This is a genomic window from Arcobacter ellisii, from assembly GCF_003544915.1.
Classification (GTDB): Bacteria; Campylobacterota; Campylobacteria; order Campylobacterales; family Arcobacteraceae; genus Aliarcobacter; species Aliarcobacter ellisii.
Map to the genome: position 1 here is coordinate 2,316,540 of NZ_CP032097.1, position 16,906 is coordinate 2,333,445.

General features: G+C 26.5%; 20 protein-coding genes. All 20 read right to left on the reverse strand.

Going from position 1 to position 16,906, the window contains the following annotated elements:
- Positions 1-750, reverse strand: coding sequence for a flagellar biosynthetic protein FliR (locus tag AELL_RS11720; protein WP_118918130.1), 750 nt, complete (start codon positions 748-750; stop codon positions 1-3).
- Positions 750-2,771: a flagellar hook-length control protein FliK gene (locus AELL_RS11725; RefSeq protein WP_118918131.1), complete on the reverse strand. Its 2,022-nt coding sequence runs from the start codon at positions 2,769-2,771 to the stop codon at positions 750-752. Before AELL_RS11725 ends, AELL_RS11720 begins: the two co-directional genes overlap by 1 nt.
- Before the next feature lie 6 nt (positions 2,772-2,777).
- Positions 2,778-3,242 (reverse strand): flagellar basal body rod protein FlgC, encoded by a 465-nt coding sequence (flgC, locus tag AELL_RS11730; protein ID WP_118918132.1) that lies wholly within the window; start codon positions 3,240-3,242, stop codon positions 2,778-2,780.
- A gap of 12 nt (positions 3,243-3,254) precedes the next feature.
- Entirely contained in the window at positions 3,255-3,551 is a 297-nt protein-coding gene (fliE, locus tag AELL_RS11735; protein WP_118918133.1) for a flagellar hook-basal body complex protein FliE, read from the reverse strand.
- 10 nt (positions 3,552-3,561) lie between these two features.
- Complete coding sequence (locus tag AELL_RS11740; protein ID WP_118918134.1) at positions 3,562-3,897, reverse strand: hypothetical protein; 336 nt, start codon at positions 3,895-3,897, stop codon at positions 3,562-3,564.
- A 63-nt stretch (positions 3,898-3,960) separates the two neighbouring features.
- Complete coding sequence (locus AELL_RS11745) at positions 3,961-4,779, reverse strand: P-loop NTPase (protein WP_118918135.1); 819 nt, start codon at positions 4,777-4,779, stop codon at positions 3,961-3,963.
- 2 nt (positions 4,780-4,781) lie between these two features.
- Positions 4,782-5,933 (reverse strand): flagellar biosynthesis GTPase FlhF, encoded by a 1,152-nt coding sequence (gene flhF / locus AELL_RS11750; protein ID WP_118918136.1) that lies wholly within the window; start codon positions 5,931-5,933, stop codon positions 4,782-4,784.
- On the reverse strand, positions 5,930-6,325 hold the full coding sequence (locus AELL_RS11755; protein ID WP_118918137.1) for a hypothetical protein: 396 nt from the start codon (positions 6,323-6,325) through the stop codon (positions 5,930-5,932). Before AELL_RS11755 ends, flhF begins: the two co-directional genes overlap by 4 nt.
- Positions 6,309-6,686 (reverse strand): hypothetical protein, encoded by a 378-nt coding sequence (locus tag AELL_RS11760; RefSeq protein ID WP_118918138.1) that lies wholly within the window; start codon positions 6,684-6,686, stop codon positions 6,309-6,311. Before AELL_RS11760 ends, AELL_RS11755 begins: the two co-directional genes overlap by 17 nt.
- Before the next feature lie 11 nt (positions 6,687-6,697).
- The gene (locus AELL_RS11765; protein WP_118918139.1) at positions 6,698-6,997 is read right to left on the reverse strand and encodes a hypothetical protein; all 300 of its coding nucleotides are present in this window, start codon (positions 6,995-6,997) and stop codon (positions 6,698-6,700) included.
- Positions 6,997-7,776, reverse strand: a complete 780-nt coding sequence (locus tag AELL_RS11770) for an OmpA/MotB family protein (RefSeq protein ID WP_118918140.1) — start codon at positions 7,774-7,776, stop codon at positions 6,997-6,999. Before AELL_RS11770 ends, AELL_RS11765 begins: the two co-directional genes overlap by 1 nt.
- 9 nt (positions 7,777-7,785) lie before the next feature.
- Entirely contained in the window at positions 7,786-8,541 is a 756-nt protein-coding gene (locus tag AELL_RS11775) for a motility protein A (RefSeq protein ID WP_118918141.1), read from the reverse strand.
- Between the two features lie 3 nt (positions 8,542-8,544).
- Positions 8,545-9,420 (reverse strand): FliM/FliN family flagellar motor switch protein, encoded by an 876-nt coding sequence (locus tag AELL_RS11780; protein ID WP_118918142.1) that lies wholly within the window; start codon positions 9,418-9,420, stop codon positions 8,545-8,547.
- A gap of 9 nt (positions 9,421-9,429) precedes the next feature.
- Positions 9,430-9,744: a flagellin gene (locus tag AELL_RS11785; protein WP_118918143.1), complete on the reverse strand. Its 315-nt coding sequence runs from the start codon at positions 9,742-9,744 to the stop codon at positions 9,430-9,432.
- Between the two features lie 77 nt (positions 9,745-9,821).
- Positions 9,822-11,819, reverse strand: coding sequence for a tetratricopeptide repeat protein (locus AELL_RS11790; protein ID WP_226805987.1), 1,998 nt, complete (start codon positions 11,817-11,819; stop codon positions 9,822-9,824).
- Positions 11,820-11,828: 9 nt separating this feature from the next.
- The gene (locus AELL_RS11795) at positions 11,829-12,158 is read right to left on the reverse strand and encodes a hypothetical protein (RefSeq protein WP_118918144.1); all 330 of its coding nucleotides are present in this window, start codon (positions 12,156-12,158) and stop codon (positions 11,829-11,831) included.
- Positions 12,159-12,211: 53 nt separating this feature from the next.
- Complete coding sequence (locus AELL_RS11800; RefSeq protein WP_118918145.1) at positions 12,212-14,305, reverse strand: flagellar hook-basal body complex protein; 2,094 nt, start codon at positions 14,303-14,305, stop codon at positions 12,212-12,214.
- Positions 14,306-14,383: 78 nt separating this feature from the next.
- On the reverse strand, positions 14,384-15,853 hold the full coding sequence (locus AELL_RS11805; RefSeq protein WP_118918146.1) for a flagellar hook-basal body complex protein: 1,470 nt from the start codon (positions 15,851-15,853) through the stop codon (positions 14,384-14,386).
- Positions 15,854-15,862: 9 nt separating this feature from the next.
- A complete protein-coding gene (locus AELL_RS11810) occupies positions 15,863-16,543 on the reverse strand; it encodes a flagellar hook capping FlgD N-terminal domain-containing protein (RefSeq protein WP_118918147.1) in 681 nt (226 codons plus the stop codon).
- A gap of 9 nt (positions 16,544-16,552) precedes the next feature.
- Positions 16,553-16,840 (reverse strand): FliM/FliN family flagellar motor switch protein, encoded by a 288-nt coding sequence (locus tag AELL_RS11815; RefSeq protein WP_118918148.1) that lies wholly within the window; start codon positions 16,838-16,840, stop codon positions 16,553-16,555.
- Positions 16,841-16,906: the final 66 nt, after the last annotated feature.

Here is a 16,906-nt window from a genome sequence, read left to right on the forward strand (position 1 = left end):
TTACTGTAACTTATCTATAAAGTATTGAGTAAATGCTTCTGCAAAGATTTCCATTCCAAGAATTAAAAATATAAAAATAAATGCAAATTTTAATTGAAATGTTATAACAAATGGAGAAAAAGATGGCATAGACCTTGTTCCATATCCATAATAAACATCCATTATTAGTCCAATAAAAAATAGCGGTAATGCAAATGCAAATGCAAATGCAAACATTCTTTTTATTTCATCAATTGCTAATTGTATTCCATTATAAGAAAAGATATCAAAACTTCCTAAATGTATCATAGTAAAACTTTTCACTAAAATTACTAAAGTCATTTCGTACATTCCTGTTTGAAAAAAAAGCATTAATGCAATCCAAAAAAGTAGCTTTGCTATCAAACCTTCTTGAGACCCTGTTGTTGGGTCAAACATTGCAGCCATTGATAAAGCAGTTGAATATTCCACAAATTCACCAACAATTTTAACTGCTGAAAATATTATATTTATAAACATGGAAGCAACTAAACCTAAAGTCATTTCAGAAATTAAACTTATTATAAAATTTTCTTGTGTGACATTTGTTGCTACATCTATTAAAGGGAAAATAAATATGCTTATATAAAAAGCAAATGCAATTCTAATAGTTGGACTAATCGCAGCATGACCAAAAACTGGCATAAAAGCAACAAAAGTAAGAATTCTTGCAAATAAAAGAAGGAATTGATATAAAATATCTTCATTTAATAATGATAAAAATGCTTCCATTACATATAATCTATATTTTCTTCTCTATTTTTATTCTCTTCTTTTAATTGTAATACAGATTGTGTATCCATTTGTCTTTCAAATCTTCTACCTTGATTTTGATTAGATTGACTATTTGAAGATTGGTTGTCATTTTGGTTTGAAGAACTAAAATCAAGATTAAATTTTGTATTCTCATCAAATGTTTTATTTAATGAATTTCTTAAAACATTTTGATTATCTATTAAAGCATCTAATGTTGTAGGATTTGAAATATTCATACTAATTGATAAACCATTATTTTTATCATTTTTCATTAATATTGCAATATTTCCTAAATCTACAGGATTTAAGTTAATTCTAAAAACTGTAACAGGTGGCTTATAATTTTCATACATCTGTCTTGCTATATCTGACATCATTGTTGCCATTTGTTGTTTAGCACCTATGATTTTTGACTGTATATTATATGATAAAGGAGAATTAACATTAATTAAAGTATCATCAGAAACATTTAAAGTATTTTCAAGTAATGCTGCACTTGCATCTACTGATTTAGTAATAAGATTTCTAATATCTTCACTTCTTATATTTTTTTCATTTAGTAAACTATCTAAAATATTTTTTTTATCTAAAGTATTAACATCTTGTTTTTTAACTGCAAGATTTTCTATTTCAACATTTTGTTCAACATCTAAATTTTCTAAACCTAAATCTAAAATATTTGCACTCTTTTCAATATCTTTTACAGATGTACCATCTTTTAATAAACTTATTGCTTCACCTTTATTAAATAAAACTTGATTATTTAATAAATTTTTTTGTTCGCTTAAATAGATATTTGAAATAACCTCTTTGTTATTTATCTCATTTTTTAATAACTCAGTTCCTGTTTCATCTAAAACTTTAATGTTTGCTTTTTCCATATTTTTTTGAATTAATATGTCCATCAAACTTTTTTTCTCTTCAGGTTTATTAAGTGGATTTATTATATCTTTTGATACTACTTGATTTGTACTATTTTCATTTTCTAAAACGTTATCAATAGCTGTAATATTCTCATTTATATCAATTGTCTCAACTTCATTTCCAACTAATGGTAAACTATTTTCAACTAAAGTATCAATATTTTTAGTATCAATCCCATTTAAAGATTCTTTTTTTTCTACTTTATTATCATCAATTTTTATTTCTAATGTCTCAGTTAATATAGTATCAATAACTTTTCCATCTTGTATTTTGTTTTCTAAATTATTTATTTCTATCTTATTATCAGATACTTTTATTTCTTTATCTATGTTTTGACTATTTTCTAATTCATTTTCTTTAGTTAAAACTTTATCTAAAACTATTTCTATATCTTTTTTTATATCAATTTCTGACTCAGGAGTTACTAAATTATCTTTTAAAATAACTTCTAAATCTTTTTTAATTTCACCATTTGATTCTAAATTTGTAGTATCATTTTCTAAAATAGGAAGTGAAGGATTTTTTATCTCTGTTTTAGGATTTTCAAGATTATCTGTTTTTGTTGTAGTATCATTTTTATTTTCTAGATTTTCTGGAACTTCTTGATTTTCACTATCTATTATTTCAAGAGGAATTTCAACTGTAGAATCAGATTGAATTTTAATATCTTTATTTTTTACTTCATCATTATTTTCTAAATTTAAAGTTTCTTCTGTAGAACTTTTTGCTAAAGCATCTTCTATAACTATTTTAGCTCCATCTTCGATTACTTCATTTTTAGCTTCAATAATCAATCTATCTAATAATGATGTATTTGAAGTTGTTTTTAATTCAATATCTGCTTCTTTTGTATCAACTTTTAGTTCTGATTGTGTTACTGATTTTTTTTCTTTATTCAATTCAAGTTTATTTGGTTCAACTTTTTCTTGAAGAGTCTCTTCTTTACTAAAACTCTCTTTTAATAAAGAATCAAATAATGATGGTTGTTCTTTTACACTCTCTTTTTCTGATGTTGATGAAACTTCAGGAGTTGTAGTTTTAGTTTTTATTAAAATATCTGTAACATTTGCCATTATTTTTTACGCATTTAATATATCTAAAGTTTTAGAATCTATATTTTTGTGAGTATTAAATGAAGAAACATTTGCTTCATAAGATCTCATTGCCTCTATCAAATCTACCATTTCTATAACAGGATTTATATCTGGATAAGCTACATAACCTTGTTCATTAGCATCAGGATGACTTGGTTCATATTTCATTACAGGATTTGCATCAGATTGTATTATTGATTTAACACCAACTCCCCTTAAAGAAATATCTGAATTTACATTATTTGTTGTTTCTACATCATTTGAGTTTGTTTTTTTATTTGAGTTTGCAACTAAAATATCTTCAAAAACAACTTGTTGCTTTTTATATGGTCCACCCTCTGCAGTATGAGTTGTTTTTGCATTTGCAATATTTGCACTTACAACATTGATTCTTGTTCTTTGTGCACTCATTCCAGATGATGCTACGTTATAACCATCAAAAAAACCCATAACTTCTCCTTATTAAATTTGCATTCTCATAATTTCTTTATAAGCACTTAAACCTTTATTCTTAACTTCTAATGCTAATTTCATAGATAATTCAGCTTCTTCAATTCTTTGAACAGCTTCTTGTAAATTTGTTACTTTACCTGTTGCTATTCCTTCCATTGCATCATAACCTTTAATTTGTTGGTCATTTACTTCAGAAATTGCATCATTTAGCATATTTTGGAATGACTTATCATCACTATTATCTACATTACTACTACTATTTATTCCTAACACATTTAAAGAATTAGCAATCGATGATATATTCAAAATCTACTCCTTATTTCGCTTTTTTCAAATTTTTTTCATTTGTATCTATAATATCTTTTACAGACAATTCATCTAACATAACTTGTATTTTTTCTTTATTATATTTAAAATCAAATTCATTTCTTTTGTTATCAAGACTAAATAAACTTATAATTAAAGAGAGCATCATATTACTTATGCCTTTTAAGACTATCGTTACTAAAATTATACCTAATAACATCTCAGTTGGAGTAAATAACTCTGCATTAATTGTAAAAAATATTAAAGTAGCAAAAAAACCTGTAGCAATATAAAGTCTAAAGATGCCACTATTTATTACTGTTTGTGAGAATCGTTCTATTATCATATAATATCTTTAACAATAAAAATAAAAATAATTGAAGCTAAATTTAGCACTTAGAACAAACCTTTAATGGATATTTAGTAATATTTTATCAATAATAATCTGCAACTGCTTAGTTATTTCATCTGTTGAAAACTCATTAACAAACAATTTTCTCAAGCGTCCTGTCGTTGAAATATTTGCAGAAGTTGAAACGTTTCCTATATATTCTACCATAAAATCTTCTCTTAAACTATTTTTTTTTCCTAAATTTACTAAAGAATTAGCAATTGTTTCTCCGATTTGATGAGTTCTTGTATGGTTAAAACACAACATTAATTTATTTTTATCCAAAGATAACATTTTCATTAAAGAATAAACATCTGTTAAAGCACTAGGATCTGTTGTTGTAATTGCTAAGATATTATCAGAAACTGCTAAAAATTCTCTAACATAATCATTTAATCCAGCACCTGTATCAACCAATAATATATCATATCTATTTAGTGCAATCAAATCTTTTACTATTCTTGAAAATAAAAAACTATTTTTATTAGAAGTGTATTGATAACCACTTTTCCCAGCAATTAATGATACATTTTCATAAACTGTTTTTGTAATTACTTCATCTAATGTTTTAATTCCATTTATATATTCAAAAAGTGTATTTTGAGGTTTTAAATCAAACAGTACTTGCATATTTGCTAGACCTATATCTGCATCTAACACGGCAACATTAAATCCTCTACGAGCAAGTAAAAAAGCCATATTTGCTGTAATAGTTGACTTACCAACTCCACCTTTTCCTGAAGTAATTGTTAGAAGTTTTGTTTTAGAGTAGTTTTTTTTTACTCCGCTTGTAAGTTTTACTAATTTACTAGCTTGAGAAGAAATAGTATCAAACACTATTATCTCCTAACACATTGATTATTCATAAAACAATCAATTAAAAAAGAAGAGTCTGAAACAATTAAATCATCAGGAACATTTTGGCCTATTGAAAAATATGTTATAGATTTTTTTGTTTTATGTGCAAAAGATATTAAATTCCCAAAACTTTTTGTCTCATCTAATTTCGTGAATGTTAAATAATCTATTGATAATCGTGAATAATTTTTATAAATCTCAAGTAAATCACTATGTTTAACATTTGCAGGAAGAACTAATATTTTTTCTATTGGCAACTCTTCTACTCTTTTTTGATACTCATTTATTAATTCAATTTTATCAATATCATATTGACTTGAACCTGCTGTATCTATAAAAATATAATTACAATCTTTTAATCTTAAAAGTGCTTCTGATAAACCTTCGGGTTTTTTTACTATTTCTAAAGGTAATCTCATAATATTTGTATATGCTTGCAACTGCTCAATTGCTCCAACTCTAAAAGAGTCTAAAGTTACAATCCCTACTTTATAATTTTGTCCCAATTTATAAGCATATCTCGCAGCAAGTTTTGAAATAGTTGTAGTTTTTCCAACACCTGTTGGTCCTACCATCATTATGATTTTTCTTTGATGTTTTCTTAATGGAACTTCATGTTTTATTGGAATTACTCTTCGTAAAATCAATTTAAAAAAATCATTTACCTTTTTTGGATTTGACTTTAAAGCTATTGGAAGTTGCTTTATTGTTTTTTTCATAATTGTATAAGTCATCTCTTGATCAAACTCATTTTGCTCAAAAATATTATACATTGAAGCAAATTCAGGAGGAATAGTTAAATCATAAAGTTGACTTTTTGGATTCCAAATTGATTTTTGAACTTGTTCTAAAACACTTTGCATTTTTAAAATTTCTTCTTTGAAATCATATACTTGTGTTTTAATTGGTTGAGAATTTTCAGATGCTTTACTAATTGCTGATTTTGTATAGATTAAATTCTTTTTTTTATCTTCATCTTCAATAGCAACAACAACTTCATACATATCTTTTGAAGTACCTTTTGCATTTGCTATTTTTTTTGTTGAAATTACAATTGCATCTTCTCCGCACTCTTCTTGAGCTAATCTTAATGCAATAGTAGGTGTTTCTCCTAAAAAAGAGAGCATATTCATTTTAATCTTCCATCTTTATAAATTTGTTCAATTGTTCCATCAATATTTTTTATACGAATAAATTCATTATTTTCGTAAATAATTTTGCCTCTTTTTTCTATTTTAACTCCACCAAAATTAAATATTACAGTTTCATTTTCATATTTTTTAACATCTTTTGTACAAATTATTGTATTTTGATTTATATAGTGTGTCGTAACATACTCTGCATTTTGTAACTCTGACAATTTTAATGGTACACAATATTTATTTATTTCTGATACGTTTTGTAATTTAACTTTACTACTATCTAATTTCTCTTCATAATTAATGGCTTCTTTTGAAACCAATACACTTATTGCAAATAAATTAGCACTTAATAAAAAAGATAGAAAACTAAGCTTTAATATCAAAAATTCGTCCTCCATTAGCAGCAGTAATTTCTGAAACCAACTCTTTATACATTTGTTGAACAGGCAAAACTATTGAAGCTAATTTTTTATTTAATTCATAAAGTTCTTTTAATTGAATCTCAAGAAAATCAACATTAGCTCTATAAATATTTACATCAACACCCTCTTGAATCTTTTTCACTAATTCTTGGTTTAGTTGAACTTTTAAATTTGTAATTTCCTCAATTAATATATGTTTTCTATCATTTCTTTTTAAAAGTTCTTCATGTTTAGCTGCTTTTATATCAATTATATCTTGATTTATAGACTCTTTTAATTCATTTACTAATGAAGTCATTTTTTCTACTATATTTTCAACCATTTAAGAGCCTTTTATTTATTATTTTTACTTAAAAAATCAAATAACATATCACTTATTCCCAAAGTTCCACTTGAACTATCAGCAATAGATTGTACATACATACTTTTAATAATATCTGACCCTGCTGCTTCACCTGCTATATTTGTAGAACGTAATGAAACATCTAATATCTGATTTAAAAAAAATGATTCAAAATCATTACTCACTTTTCTTAACGTTTCTTCATCTTTAATATCTTCTGACTTAATGTTATCAAACTTTTTTGTTTGTAAAACATCACTATTAATTAGATTATTGCTATTTATTTCCATTATTCCAACCTATCAAAGAAATTTTCTTCATTTAATATATCTTGTTGATTATCTTGAGAAAAGAATCGCATTTCAACTCTTCTATTATCAGCTGCAACATCACTTTTTGGATGATACGAACCATAGGCCGAAACTTTTAGAGTTGCTGGATCAATTTTATTTTTAATTAATTCTTTTACAACAGAAATTGATCTTAATGCTGAAATATCCCAAGCATCTCTTGGTATTTTATCACTTATAACTCTATTTGTATCAGTATGTCCAATAATTTCTATATTAAATGTTTGGGGCATCGTTCTAATAACCCTTGCAATTTTTGAAATAAAAATTTTTGCACTCTGATTTGTTAGTTCATATTGCCCATCTTCAAACATAATTGTAGAAGGAATATCCAGAGTAAACTCATTTTTCCCTTTTTCTATACTAATTTCTTGAGACTCAATATTTTGATTTGAATTCAATTCCTCAACCATTTGAGAAACTTCTTGAACACTATTTTCAAAAGAACTCTCACTTGATTCACTACTCTCTTGTGAATCTGAACTACTACTATCTTTTGTTGAATAAGCATCACTTTGTGTTTCAACATCTGTTGAAGCATCAATAAATCCCATTGCCTTTTTCATAATATCAAAATACTCTTCAACTTTCTTTTTATCCATAACAGCCATTGAAAGTAAAAGAATAAAAAATGTTAGTAACAAAGACATTAGATCCCCAAATTGAACTAACCAACCAGGTAAACATTTTGGGCATTCAGGACATTTATTTTTAGCCATAATAATACTTTATTCTACAACTTCAGTTAATATTGCATTTAATTGCATTTTAATATTACCAATTGACTCTTCAGCAGCAATCATTGCTGCACCATGAATAATAACTTCACATGCAGTTACTTCTACATTATGTTTTTGAGAAAGTTTACTTTCCATAATTCCTGCAAATAATGTACCTAATAAAGCTCCATACATTGTTGTAAGTAAGGCAACGGCCATTGCAGGTCCTACAGAAGCTGGGTCAGATAAATTCGCAAGCATTGCAACAAGTCCAACAAGTGTTCCAATCATTCCCATAGCACCTGCTGTTCCACCAATATTACCAAATATTCCTATCATAACAGAATGTCTTTTTTCCATATGTTCTAATTTTAATTCCATCAATGGTTGTAAAACATCTGGTTTTGTTCCATCTACTAATAACTGGAATGCTTCTTTAAAAAATGGATTAGTTTCTTGTAATACTTTTTGTTCTATTTGCATAACACCATGCTTTTTTATCTCTGTTGCATAAAATACTATTTTTTCAACTAATTCAGGTAAAGGTTCAACTTTTACTTCATTCATTGCAACTTTCATTGCAGGTACAATTCTTTTTAAATCTTTACCTTCAAATTGTCCTGCTGTTACAGCAATAGTTCCACCGAAAACAATTACAACAGATGGAATATCTATATATGGACCAAAACCAACTCCACCTAAAACAATTGCAAGTGCAATTAAAGCCCAACCTGCTCCTAAACCTCCAACTGTACTTTTATCCATAAATTACAATCCTATTTGATTTAATCTTAATTCTTCATTTCCAATTTTTTTAATTTTTAAGCCAAATTTTCCCTCAACAATTACAGCTTCACCTTCACCTATTTTTACACCATTTACTAAAATTTCTAAAGGCTCATTTACCATTTGTTCTAACTCTATAATCTCTCCAACATCCCATCTTAGGATATCTTTTAATAAAACAACTTTTGTTCCTAATCTAACGCTTAATTTTAATTTTACATTATATAAAAGTTCAAGATTTTTTGGAACTTGCACAGATGAAGATACAGAAGAACTACTATGAACAGGATTTGAAGGTAAAACTTGAGGTGCTTTTGTTTCTGTATCAGTTGAACTAACTACACCAGTAATTGAAGAAAAAAACGGCAATATAAATTCATCAAAAGCGATTATAATTGGTAATTTTTCATTTTCTAATGAAATTATAAATTCAAAAGCATTATTTTTAGAAGTTAAAATTGATCCCTCAACAATTGATGCATTTTTCACTTCTGATTTCAAAGCTCCTATATCAGGAAGTCCTTGTGCATTTACAGAAGTACAAAAACTTCCACAAATATTAGAAATTATTTCATTAACTGCATCTGTTATTTCATCATCAATATGCTCTTTTAAATCTCCCATACCACCTAGCATCAAATACTCAAATTTTGTTGCTGTTAAAGTAGGTATATAAAATAATACAGAAGAAGATATTCCTTTTAAATCAAATTTTACATTACACTCAACTAATTGTGTAGAGTCAAAGTTCTCACTTACAAGTTTTGAAACAGAATCTACTTGAGAGTTTTTTGATAATAACTGCTCTAATGTATTTGAAAGTTCATCTTTAAAGATGTTTGATAAATCTGATGCCAATTAATTACCTTATTCTTTACTATTTTGTTCTAATTCTTGTAGGATAAATGCTTTTACTTTCATCATATCCTCAGTTGGATATTTATATTCAGCATCTCCTCTTGTTACTTTTACAAAAAAATCTCTTGAATTTTTGTTATAACCAAATCTTATATTATCAAGAATTACTTCGTTTTTTTCACTTGAATCTTGATTTCCTACAGATTTCTTATATTCATCATCCTGAATTACTTTATTTTTATCATTAACTTCACTAACTTTTTTAACTTTTTCACTGTTATTTAATTTTGCATTGTCAATTTCAGCAACTCTTCCAATTTCCATGATGTTCTCCTAAAAAATAACAAATATAGATTATTATAGCAGAAAAAAATTAAATTATTTAAGATTTCTTGGTTAAACTATAGAGATTCTAGGTACTCATCAAAACCAACAAGTTTAAAATCTATTAAAGAATCTAAATAAGGTTGAGTTAAAAATTGTTTTGCACTTGGAATTTTTAATTCTTGAATTAACTGAATTGCAGTTAAAAAATCTGCATCAGGATCATTTAAAATTGCTTTTATTAATGAAATTTGAATTGAAGCATCATTGTATCTTCCTGCTTCTAAAAGAGCAGCAACAATTAAATACATTGTATATTTATCTTCTAATTTATATTCACTTTGTAAATACTCTAATGTTTTTATTGTTTCATCAGGTAAACCAAAATGTAAATCTCTCAATGCTTTTGTTCTAAGATAAGAAGGTGTATTTTTACCAGTTATTCTTAAATCGGCTTTTGAAAAAATTCCTAATGCTTTTAAAATATCGATATAATATCTTGTGATTATTAATGGACCTTCCAAGAAATTGTTATTTAAAGTTAATGGTATAGAGTCTTGTAATCTTGAGTGATAAGTATAATCACTCTCTTTTTCTCTTCTTTGAACTAATCTAATTAAAAATGTTAAAGGATCCTTTATATATTCATCCAATAAAGGCTGGTTTAATAAAGGTTGATTTTCATTCATAGCTTTTAAAAACTCTAATGATTTGTAAAAAATTGTATTTTCATAATTTAATGGTTGATCAGCAAAAGTAAACTGTGGATTTAGAAATAGTTTATATATCTCTTTTCCAAAATAGTTGTATAAACCATTACTTGTCTTAATAGTCGTTTCAATATATTCTTTATCTTTTATTTTTACATTTATTCTATTTGCAGAAATTAAAAACATTGTAGAATAGAGTTTATTTCCAGGATTTAGTTTATAAGCTTTTTCAAAATATTTAAAAGCATTATGAAAATCATTTATTTGAGCACATGAAAGCGCTAAATTATAATAAATATATGATTTAGTATCTTTTGTTAACATCTTTTTTAACTCAGATACTCTAATAATAGGATCTTCTTTAACTATTTTTAAAAATTTTGAATTATAATCAACCATCTCTTCTAAATTTAAAATACTCTCTTTTTGACTATATATAAAACCTTTTACAGTATCATAAATAATTTCTTGAGAATCTGAGAAAATAAAAGGTGCGAAATAAAAAACAAAATCTATCTTTCTATTTTCATCAAATTTTAGAACAGAATCTAAATATTGTTTAGAAGTGAATTTATTTTGATTAAAATAAATTTCTAAAGGTAATTCAATATTTGCTTTAAAAGTACTTCTTCTCTCATTTATTAAATCTAATGTCTCTTTTAATTTATCTAATTTATTTAATTTCAAATCCGTAAAACTTAAAATCCATAAAATTTTATCTAATGTATTAGGATTAACATTTTGTTCTTTTGCTTTTCCTAATAAAAGTGAAGCCTTTTCATAATCTTTTAATTTTATGTAAATAAGTGCCTTTTTTAAATCCATTGTATAATCCATTGAATTTAAAACTTCTAGTGCATTTTCATATTCTTTTAAAATTATATAAGTATCAGCTAACATTCTTTTAGTATGTTCAGAAAGATTTTTGTATTTTTTAGAAACTTTAACAATAGTATCAAGATATTTATTATCTTTTGAAATTTGGTATAAATAATAACAAGCTGACATATAAGAAAAAGTATCAGCTTTAACATTATTCTCATTTTCATATATTTTATTTAGATATACAATAGCATTATCAATTGAGCCTAATTTATAATAGGCAATACCCATATTTAAAAAAGAGGGTATTTGAAGGATTTTAGATGTTTTTTTGAATAATTCTATAGCCTCTTCATACTCATTTTTACTTAAATGTAAAACTGCCTTATTAAAATCAACTTGTAATGCTAAATTTTCTTGTGATTTTTCTAATTTTTCAAATTGAAAAATTATTTCAGGTTGAGATTCAATCAAATCATCTGCATATAAAATAGAATTAAAAAAGTATAAACCTAGAAAAATTTTGTATATAAATTTTATCAAAATATCTGCCTATACCATAGCATTAACTTGAGCATATAATTCTTCATTTCTTTTTTCTAAATCATCAACTCTATTTTTTAGATTCATATTTTCTAATCTTAATTCTTGTAAGTCATCCCTTGCAACTTGAAGATTACCTTGATTATTTTTTAATGTATTTGCACTTATTTTAACTTGTTTTTCATATCTTTCAATTAAACTTTCTAATTTGGCCATATCTTCTTCTATGATATTTTTTTCTTCATTTAATTTTCTATATAATGATTTATATACATTAGCACTAGAGAAAAAATATAACAATAATACGCCAAGTACTGCAATTAATAAAAAATTTTCCAAAATTATCCTACCAAAATATAAAATAGAGTAAAAATTTTACTCTATTTATAAAATTATCTTTTTAAGTTTATTAAAGTATTTAATAAATCATCTGAAGTCGTTATTGACTTAGCATTTGCTTCAAAAGCTCTTTGGAATACCATAAGATTAACTAAACTTTCACTTAAATCTGCTGTACTTAATTCTAATGTTTTACCCATTACTTGTGCTGTTTTATTATTATTTAGATTATAAACAGGATCACCTGACTCATTAGTTTTAGCTAATAAGTTATTTCCTACTGGGTTTAAACCTCTATTATTATTAAATACTGCAATTGCAATTTGTCCAATTGCAAAATCTGCCCCATCTTGTTTCATTGTAATTAAACCTGTACTATCAACAGAAAATTCTCCAAATGCTGAATCAGAAATTCCTAGTGTATCAAGTCTTAATTGTAAACTTCCTTTTGATGAAGTTTGATCAACTTTATTTACAATTTCTATAAACTCAGCTCCTGCACCTTTTCTTCCTGAATAATTTGCATTTACATCAATTGGTGTTAAGTTACCAACAATCCCTGCAGCTGTACCAGTGTTATCGTCTGAAACTTTCAATGAACCTGTAAATTCAACATCATAATTAGAATCTAAAGTTTGTATTACTAAATTACCATTTACATTTCTTGCTTCCACATATTTTGATAAATCTGGATTAGCATTTATCTGAGCTACAAAATCATCAATTGAATCTGCATTATCAATTACCATATCAACTACTTGAGGTGGGTTGGCACCATTATTTGGAACAGGAATATTTTGTCCTAATTCTTTATCAAAGATACTAATAGCATAAGTAAAGTCTCTTTGTGTTCCATCTAATATTTGAGTAGGTGTATAAACATCTTGTTGTTTACCTGTAATTAATTTAGATAAAGCATCTCTTGAAGTCTCTAGTGCAGCAATTCCAGAACCTTTTTCAGCAGTTGTAGTTGTTTGATAATTTCCCTGAACAGTTACACCACTTGCAACTTCTCCAACTTCAGATATTTTAAACTCTTTTCCAGGTATTAATGATTTTATTTGAATAATACCTTTTAACATATCAATATTATTTGTTGAAGATGTATAAGTTTCTGTAGTGTTAAATACATCTGCTCCTCCTGAATCTATTGCCATTGTTGCAACAAGTCCAGGTATTTGAGAAATTTGATCTGCTAAAGCTTTATATGTAGCTATTTTTCCAGCATCTTTATCATACATAGCCATTTGAGCATCAGTTAATACACCACTTGGATCTCCATATACTGCTTGTTCAGCTGGGGTTAGTGAAGCATATAAATCATCTCTAAATGATTGACTTGATGAAGTTACTAAAAAATTTTGTGAATATTTATTTCCATCAATATACACATAAATTTGATGTCCATCACTTCCTATTATAGAATCAGCACCAGATTTAAAATTAATTTGTGATATTTGAGAAATAGATGTAGCAGATAAAGCATCTGGTTCATCTTTTATTTTTTGTAACCAACCTGTATAATCTTTTATAGCTTCTTCTATATCTGATACTTTAGCTGATTTTGTTTTTCCTCCATCTCCACTAAATACACTTGTAGAATCTGATTTTGCTGTTAAACTATAATCTGTTGATTTTGCTGTTATAGTTTCTACATATGTACCATGTCTAATTATTTTAGAACTCAAAAGCTTTGTATAATCAGAAGTAAATACACTTGTATTTGGATTTGTACTTGTTACATCATTTTGGCTATCAATTGGACTCATCATCCAACCTTGAACTTCATTCCCACCAGCATTTTGAAGGGTACCATTATCTCCCATTCTAAAATTTCCTGCTCTTGTATAAAAAGTTTCAGCTGTTCCAATTGTATTTTTATTTATTACAGTAAAAAATCCATCTCCATCTAAAGCCATATCATAATTTACACCAGTTAATTTTGTACCACCCTGAGTATATAACTTTTCAGAATCAAGTACTAATGACCCTTTTCCTATTCTGTCTTGATACATTTGATCGGCAAACGAAATTCTTGATGCTTTATATCCAATTGTATTTACGTTTGCAATATTATTAGACTCATTATCTAATGCTTTTTGTTGTGCTGATAATCCTGAGATTCCTGTCCAAAGTGCACCTATCATGATATATCCTTTATATTAAGGTTTAATGAACTTTTATGTTCATATATTAATACTTAATAAAGTACTAATATAAAAACACTATCTTTTCATTTCAATAGCAGCTTTTATAAATTCATCTGAAGTTGTAATTGATTTTGAGTTTGCTTCAAATGCTTTTTGATATATTAATAATGTACTTAGTGTATTTCCAAAATTAATATTTGCATTTTCTAAAGAATTTGAAACCATGGTATTCATTTTATCTGCATTATAAGCAGCTCCTGACTCTCTTGTGGCTCTAAAATAATTTCCACCTTCAGCATCTAAACCTTGTACATTTTTAAAGTTTGCTGTTGATATTTTTCCTACTAAAAAATCGTTATCACCATTTGATACATAAACAAACCCATCATTTGAAATAGAAACTTCTCCCTTAGCATCGGGAACTAATCCTAAAGCATTTAATCTTAAGTTTATTTCACTTGTACCAATTACTGCATTATTGCCATAAGCTAATACATTAGTTATTTCTAAAAATTTCCCATCTGCATTTTCAATAGCATTTTTTAATGCATCCCTTGATGTTTGAACCATAGCTAAACCTGACCCTAAAGTTGCATTTTGCAACTTAGATACAGGTGCAAAATCACTATTTACATTTGCATCAATAAGAGTAAACTCTTTTCCTGCGACTAATCCTTCAATAGTTAATATACCTGTATTTGTATCAACACTAGACTTAAATCCTTGACTATTAGAAATTCTATCTGCTAAATTTTTTAAAGTAGTTTCAACATCTGTATCAAAATTTTCTCTAATAATACTATTATTGATTTTCACTGAAATATAATCATTTTCATCATTTAATTGTGACAATAATGAAGAAAAATTCACTTGAGAAACTTGACTTAAAGAAGGAACAGAAGCAGCATCTGGATTTGATTGAAAAAGTTTTAATTTTTCAGTATAATCACTTTTTAATAACTCAACATCATTTATTTTTGAACTTGCTGTTTTATAATTATTTCCTTTTTGAGTATTCAAATCATTTACTGCTGATGAATAAAAATCTGTTGCTCTTGCATTTACATTATAAACAGTTGTATCATTACTAATATCCAAAGAAGTGATTTGTCTTGAAAATTCATTTGAAAAACTACTATCATTTGCATTTGATGATACTATAGTTCTATTTTGTGGAGTTAATCCTAATACTTTCAAATTATTTTGTGATTCAAGTATTCCATCTTCTGCTTGTTGAAAATTACCTGCTCTTGTGTAAAATGTCTCTCCTGTTTTTCTATCATTAAGAACAAAAAAACCATCACCTTCTATTGCAACATCTAAATTTACATTTGTTGGTTTTATATAACCTTGTGTAAATTGTTTGTCTATACTTTGAGTACCTACACCTTTTCCATATCTTGATTTATACATTAAATCTTCAAAAGTAATATCATCAAGTTTATGTCCAACAGTATTTGAATTAGAAGCATTATTTGATTCAACAGAAATTGCTTTATCAAAGGTATATATACCTGTCATTCCGTTCCATAATGCTCCAATCATTTTATTTCCTTAAAATATTTTTGTTATTGATGAAAATGGTAAAGTTGTTAATTTATCAGAATAAACAGGTACTGAAACTCCAGCTAAAGTATATTTATGATCAGCAACTATTTCATTATTTTCATCAAGTAATGTTAATTTACCATCACTTACTAAAGGCGATCCTGGAGCAGTTAAAACTATTTTTTTACCTGTCTTATTTCCATCTTCATCAAGTATTTCACCATTTACATTATAATTAACTATTTGATTTTTAGTTGCATCTGTAGGATCTTCTAATATAACTCTATCCTCAAGATATAATATTTGTTGTGCTTTTACTTGAATTTCGCCATCAACATTTTCTATAGATCTAACAGTATAAGCTTTTGTTATACCATCTTCTCCAACATTTCCATCTTCTATATTTTTCCCAATAACACCTGTAGCATTTGATAATGCTGTTTGAGAATAAGCAGTTTGCATTGCTTGCATAGCTTTAATCATCTCTTGATTTGTATTGATTGTTGACATTTGCATCTGTGTAGATAACATTTGTGCAGAATCCATAGGTTTTGTTGGGTCTTGTAATTTAAGTTCTTGAATCATTAATTTTAAAAAATCATTACTTGTTAACTGATCATTACTAATAGAAGTTGTATATGAATTACCATCTACTCCAACATTTGAGTTTACTGAAATTTCTGCCATTTTATTCTCCTAAATCATATGTTCTTCAAAGAAGTACCTAACTACATTATCAGAATCCATTGAATCTTGAACTCTTACAGCCAACTTATCATCTATTACGATAATATCTCCCGTACCAATAATTCTTGAGTTAACATAAATTTCACCACCTGAACCTGCTGGTTTATGTAAAGAAATTATATCTCCATCTCCCAATCTTAGAAATTCGGAAATACTAATATTTGTATTACCTAACATTACATCAACAACTATTTCGGTATCTACTAATAAATCATATTCTCTTTCACTAATTTCCATATTAATACTTTGTCAAATTATTTTACTAAATTATATCATAAAGTTCAAATATTTATACCTTATAAT

Bases quoted from the DNA above. Each gene is read 5' to 3' on its own strand.
- AELL_RS11720 (WP_118918130.1), bottom strand. From the start codon at position 750: ATGGAAGCATTTTTATCATTATTAAATGAAGATATTTTATATCAATTC.
- AELL_RS11725 (WP_118918131.1), bottom strand. From the start codon at position 2,771: ATGGCAAATGTTACAGATATTTTAATAAAAACTAAAACTACAACTCCT.
- flgC (WP_118918132.1), bottom strand. From the start codon at position 3,242: ATGGGTTTTTTTGATGGTTATAACGTAGCATCATCTGGAATGAGTGCA.
- AELL_RS11740 (WP_118918134.1), bottom strand. From the start codon at position 3,897: ATGATAATAGAACGATTCTCACAAACAGTAATAAATAGTGGCATCTTT.
- flhF (WP_118918136.1), bottom strand. From the start codon at position 5,933: ATGAATATGCTCTCTTTTTTAGGAGAAACACCTACTATTGCATTAAGA.
- AELL_RS11760 (WP_118918138.1), bottom strand. From the start codon at position 6,686: ATGGTTGAAAATATAGTAGAAAAAATGACTTCATTAGTAAATGAATTA.
- AELL_RS11765 (WP_118918139.1), bottom strand. From the start codon at position 6,997: ATGGAAATAAATAGCAATAATCTAATTAATAGTGATGTTTTACAAACA.
- AELL_RS11770 (WP_118918140.1), bottom strand. From the start codon at position 7,776: ATGGCTAAAAATAAATGTCCTGAATGCCCAAAATGTTTACCTGGTTGG.
- AELL_RS11775 (WP_118918141.1), bottom strand. From the start codon at position 8,541: ATGGATAAAAGTACAGTTGGAGGTTTAGGAGCAGGTTGGGCTTTAATT.
- AELL_RS11785 (WP_118918143.1), bottom strand. From the start codon at position 9,744: ATGGAAATTGGAAGAGTTGCTGAAATTGACAATGCAAAATTAAATAAC.
- AELL_RS11800 (WP_118918145.1), bottom strand. From the start codon at position 14,305: ATGATAGGTGCACTTTGGACAGGAATCTCAGGATTATCAGCACAACAA.
- AELL_RS11805 (WP_118918146.1), bottom strand. From the start codon at position 15,853: ATGATTGGAGCATTATGGAACGGAATGACAGGTATATATACCTTTGAT.
- AELL_RS11810 (WP_118918147.1), bottom strand. From the start codon at position 16,543: ATGGCAGAAATTTCAGTAAACTCAAATGTTGGAGTAGATGGTAATTCA.
- AELL_RS11815 (WP_118918148.1), bottom strand. From the start codon at position 16,840: ATGGAAATTAGTGAAAGAGAATATGATTTATTAGTAGATACCGAAATA.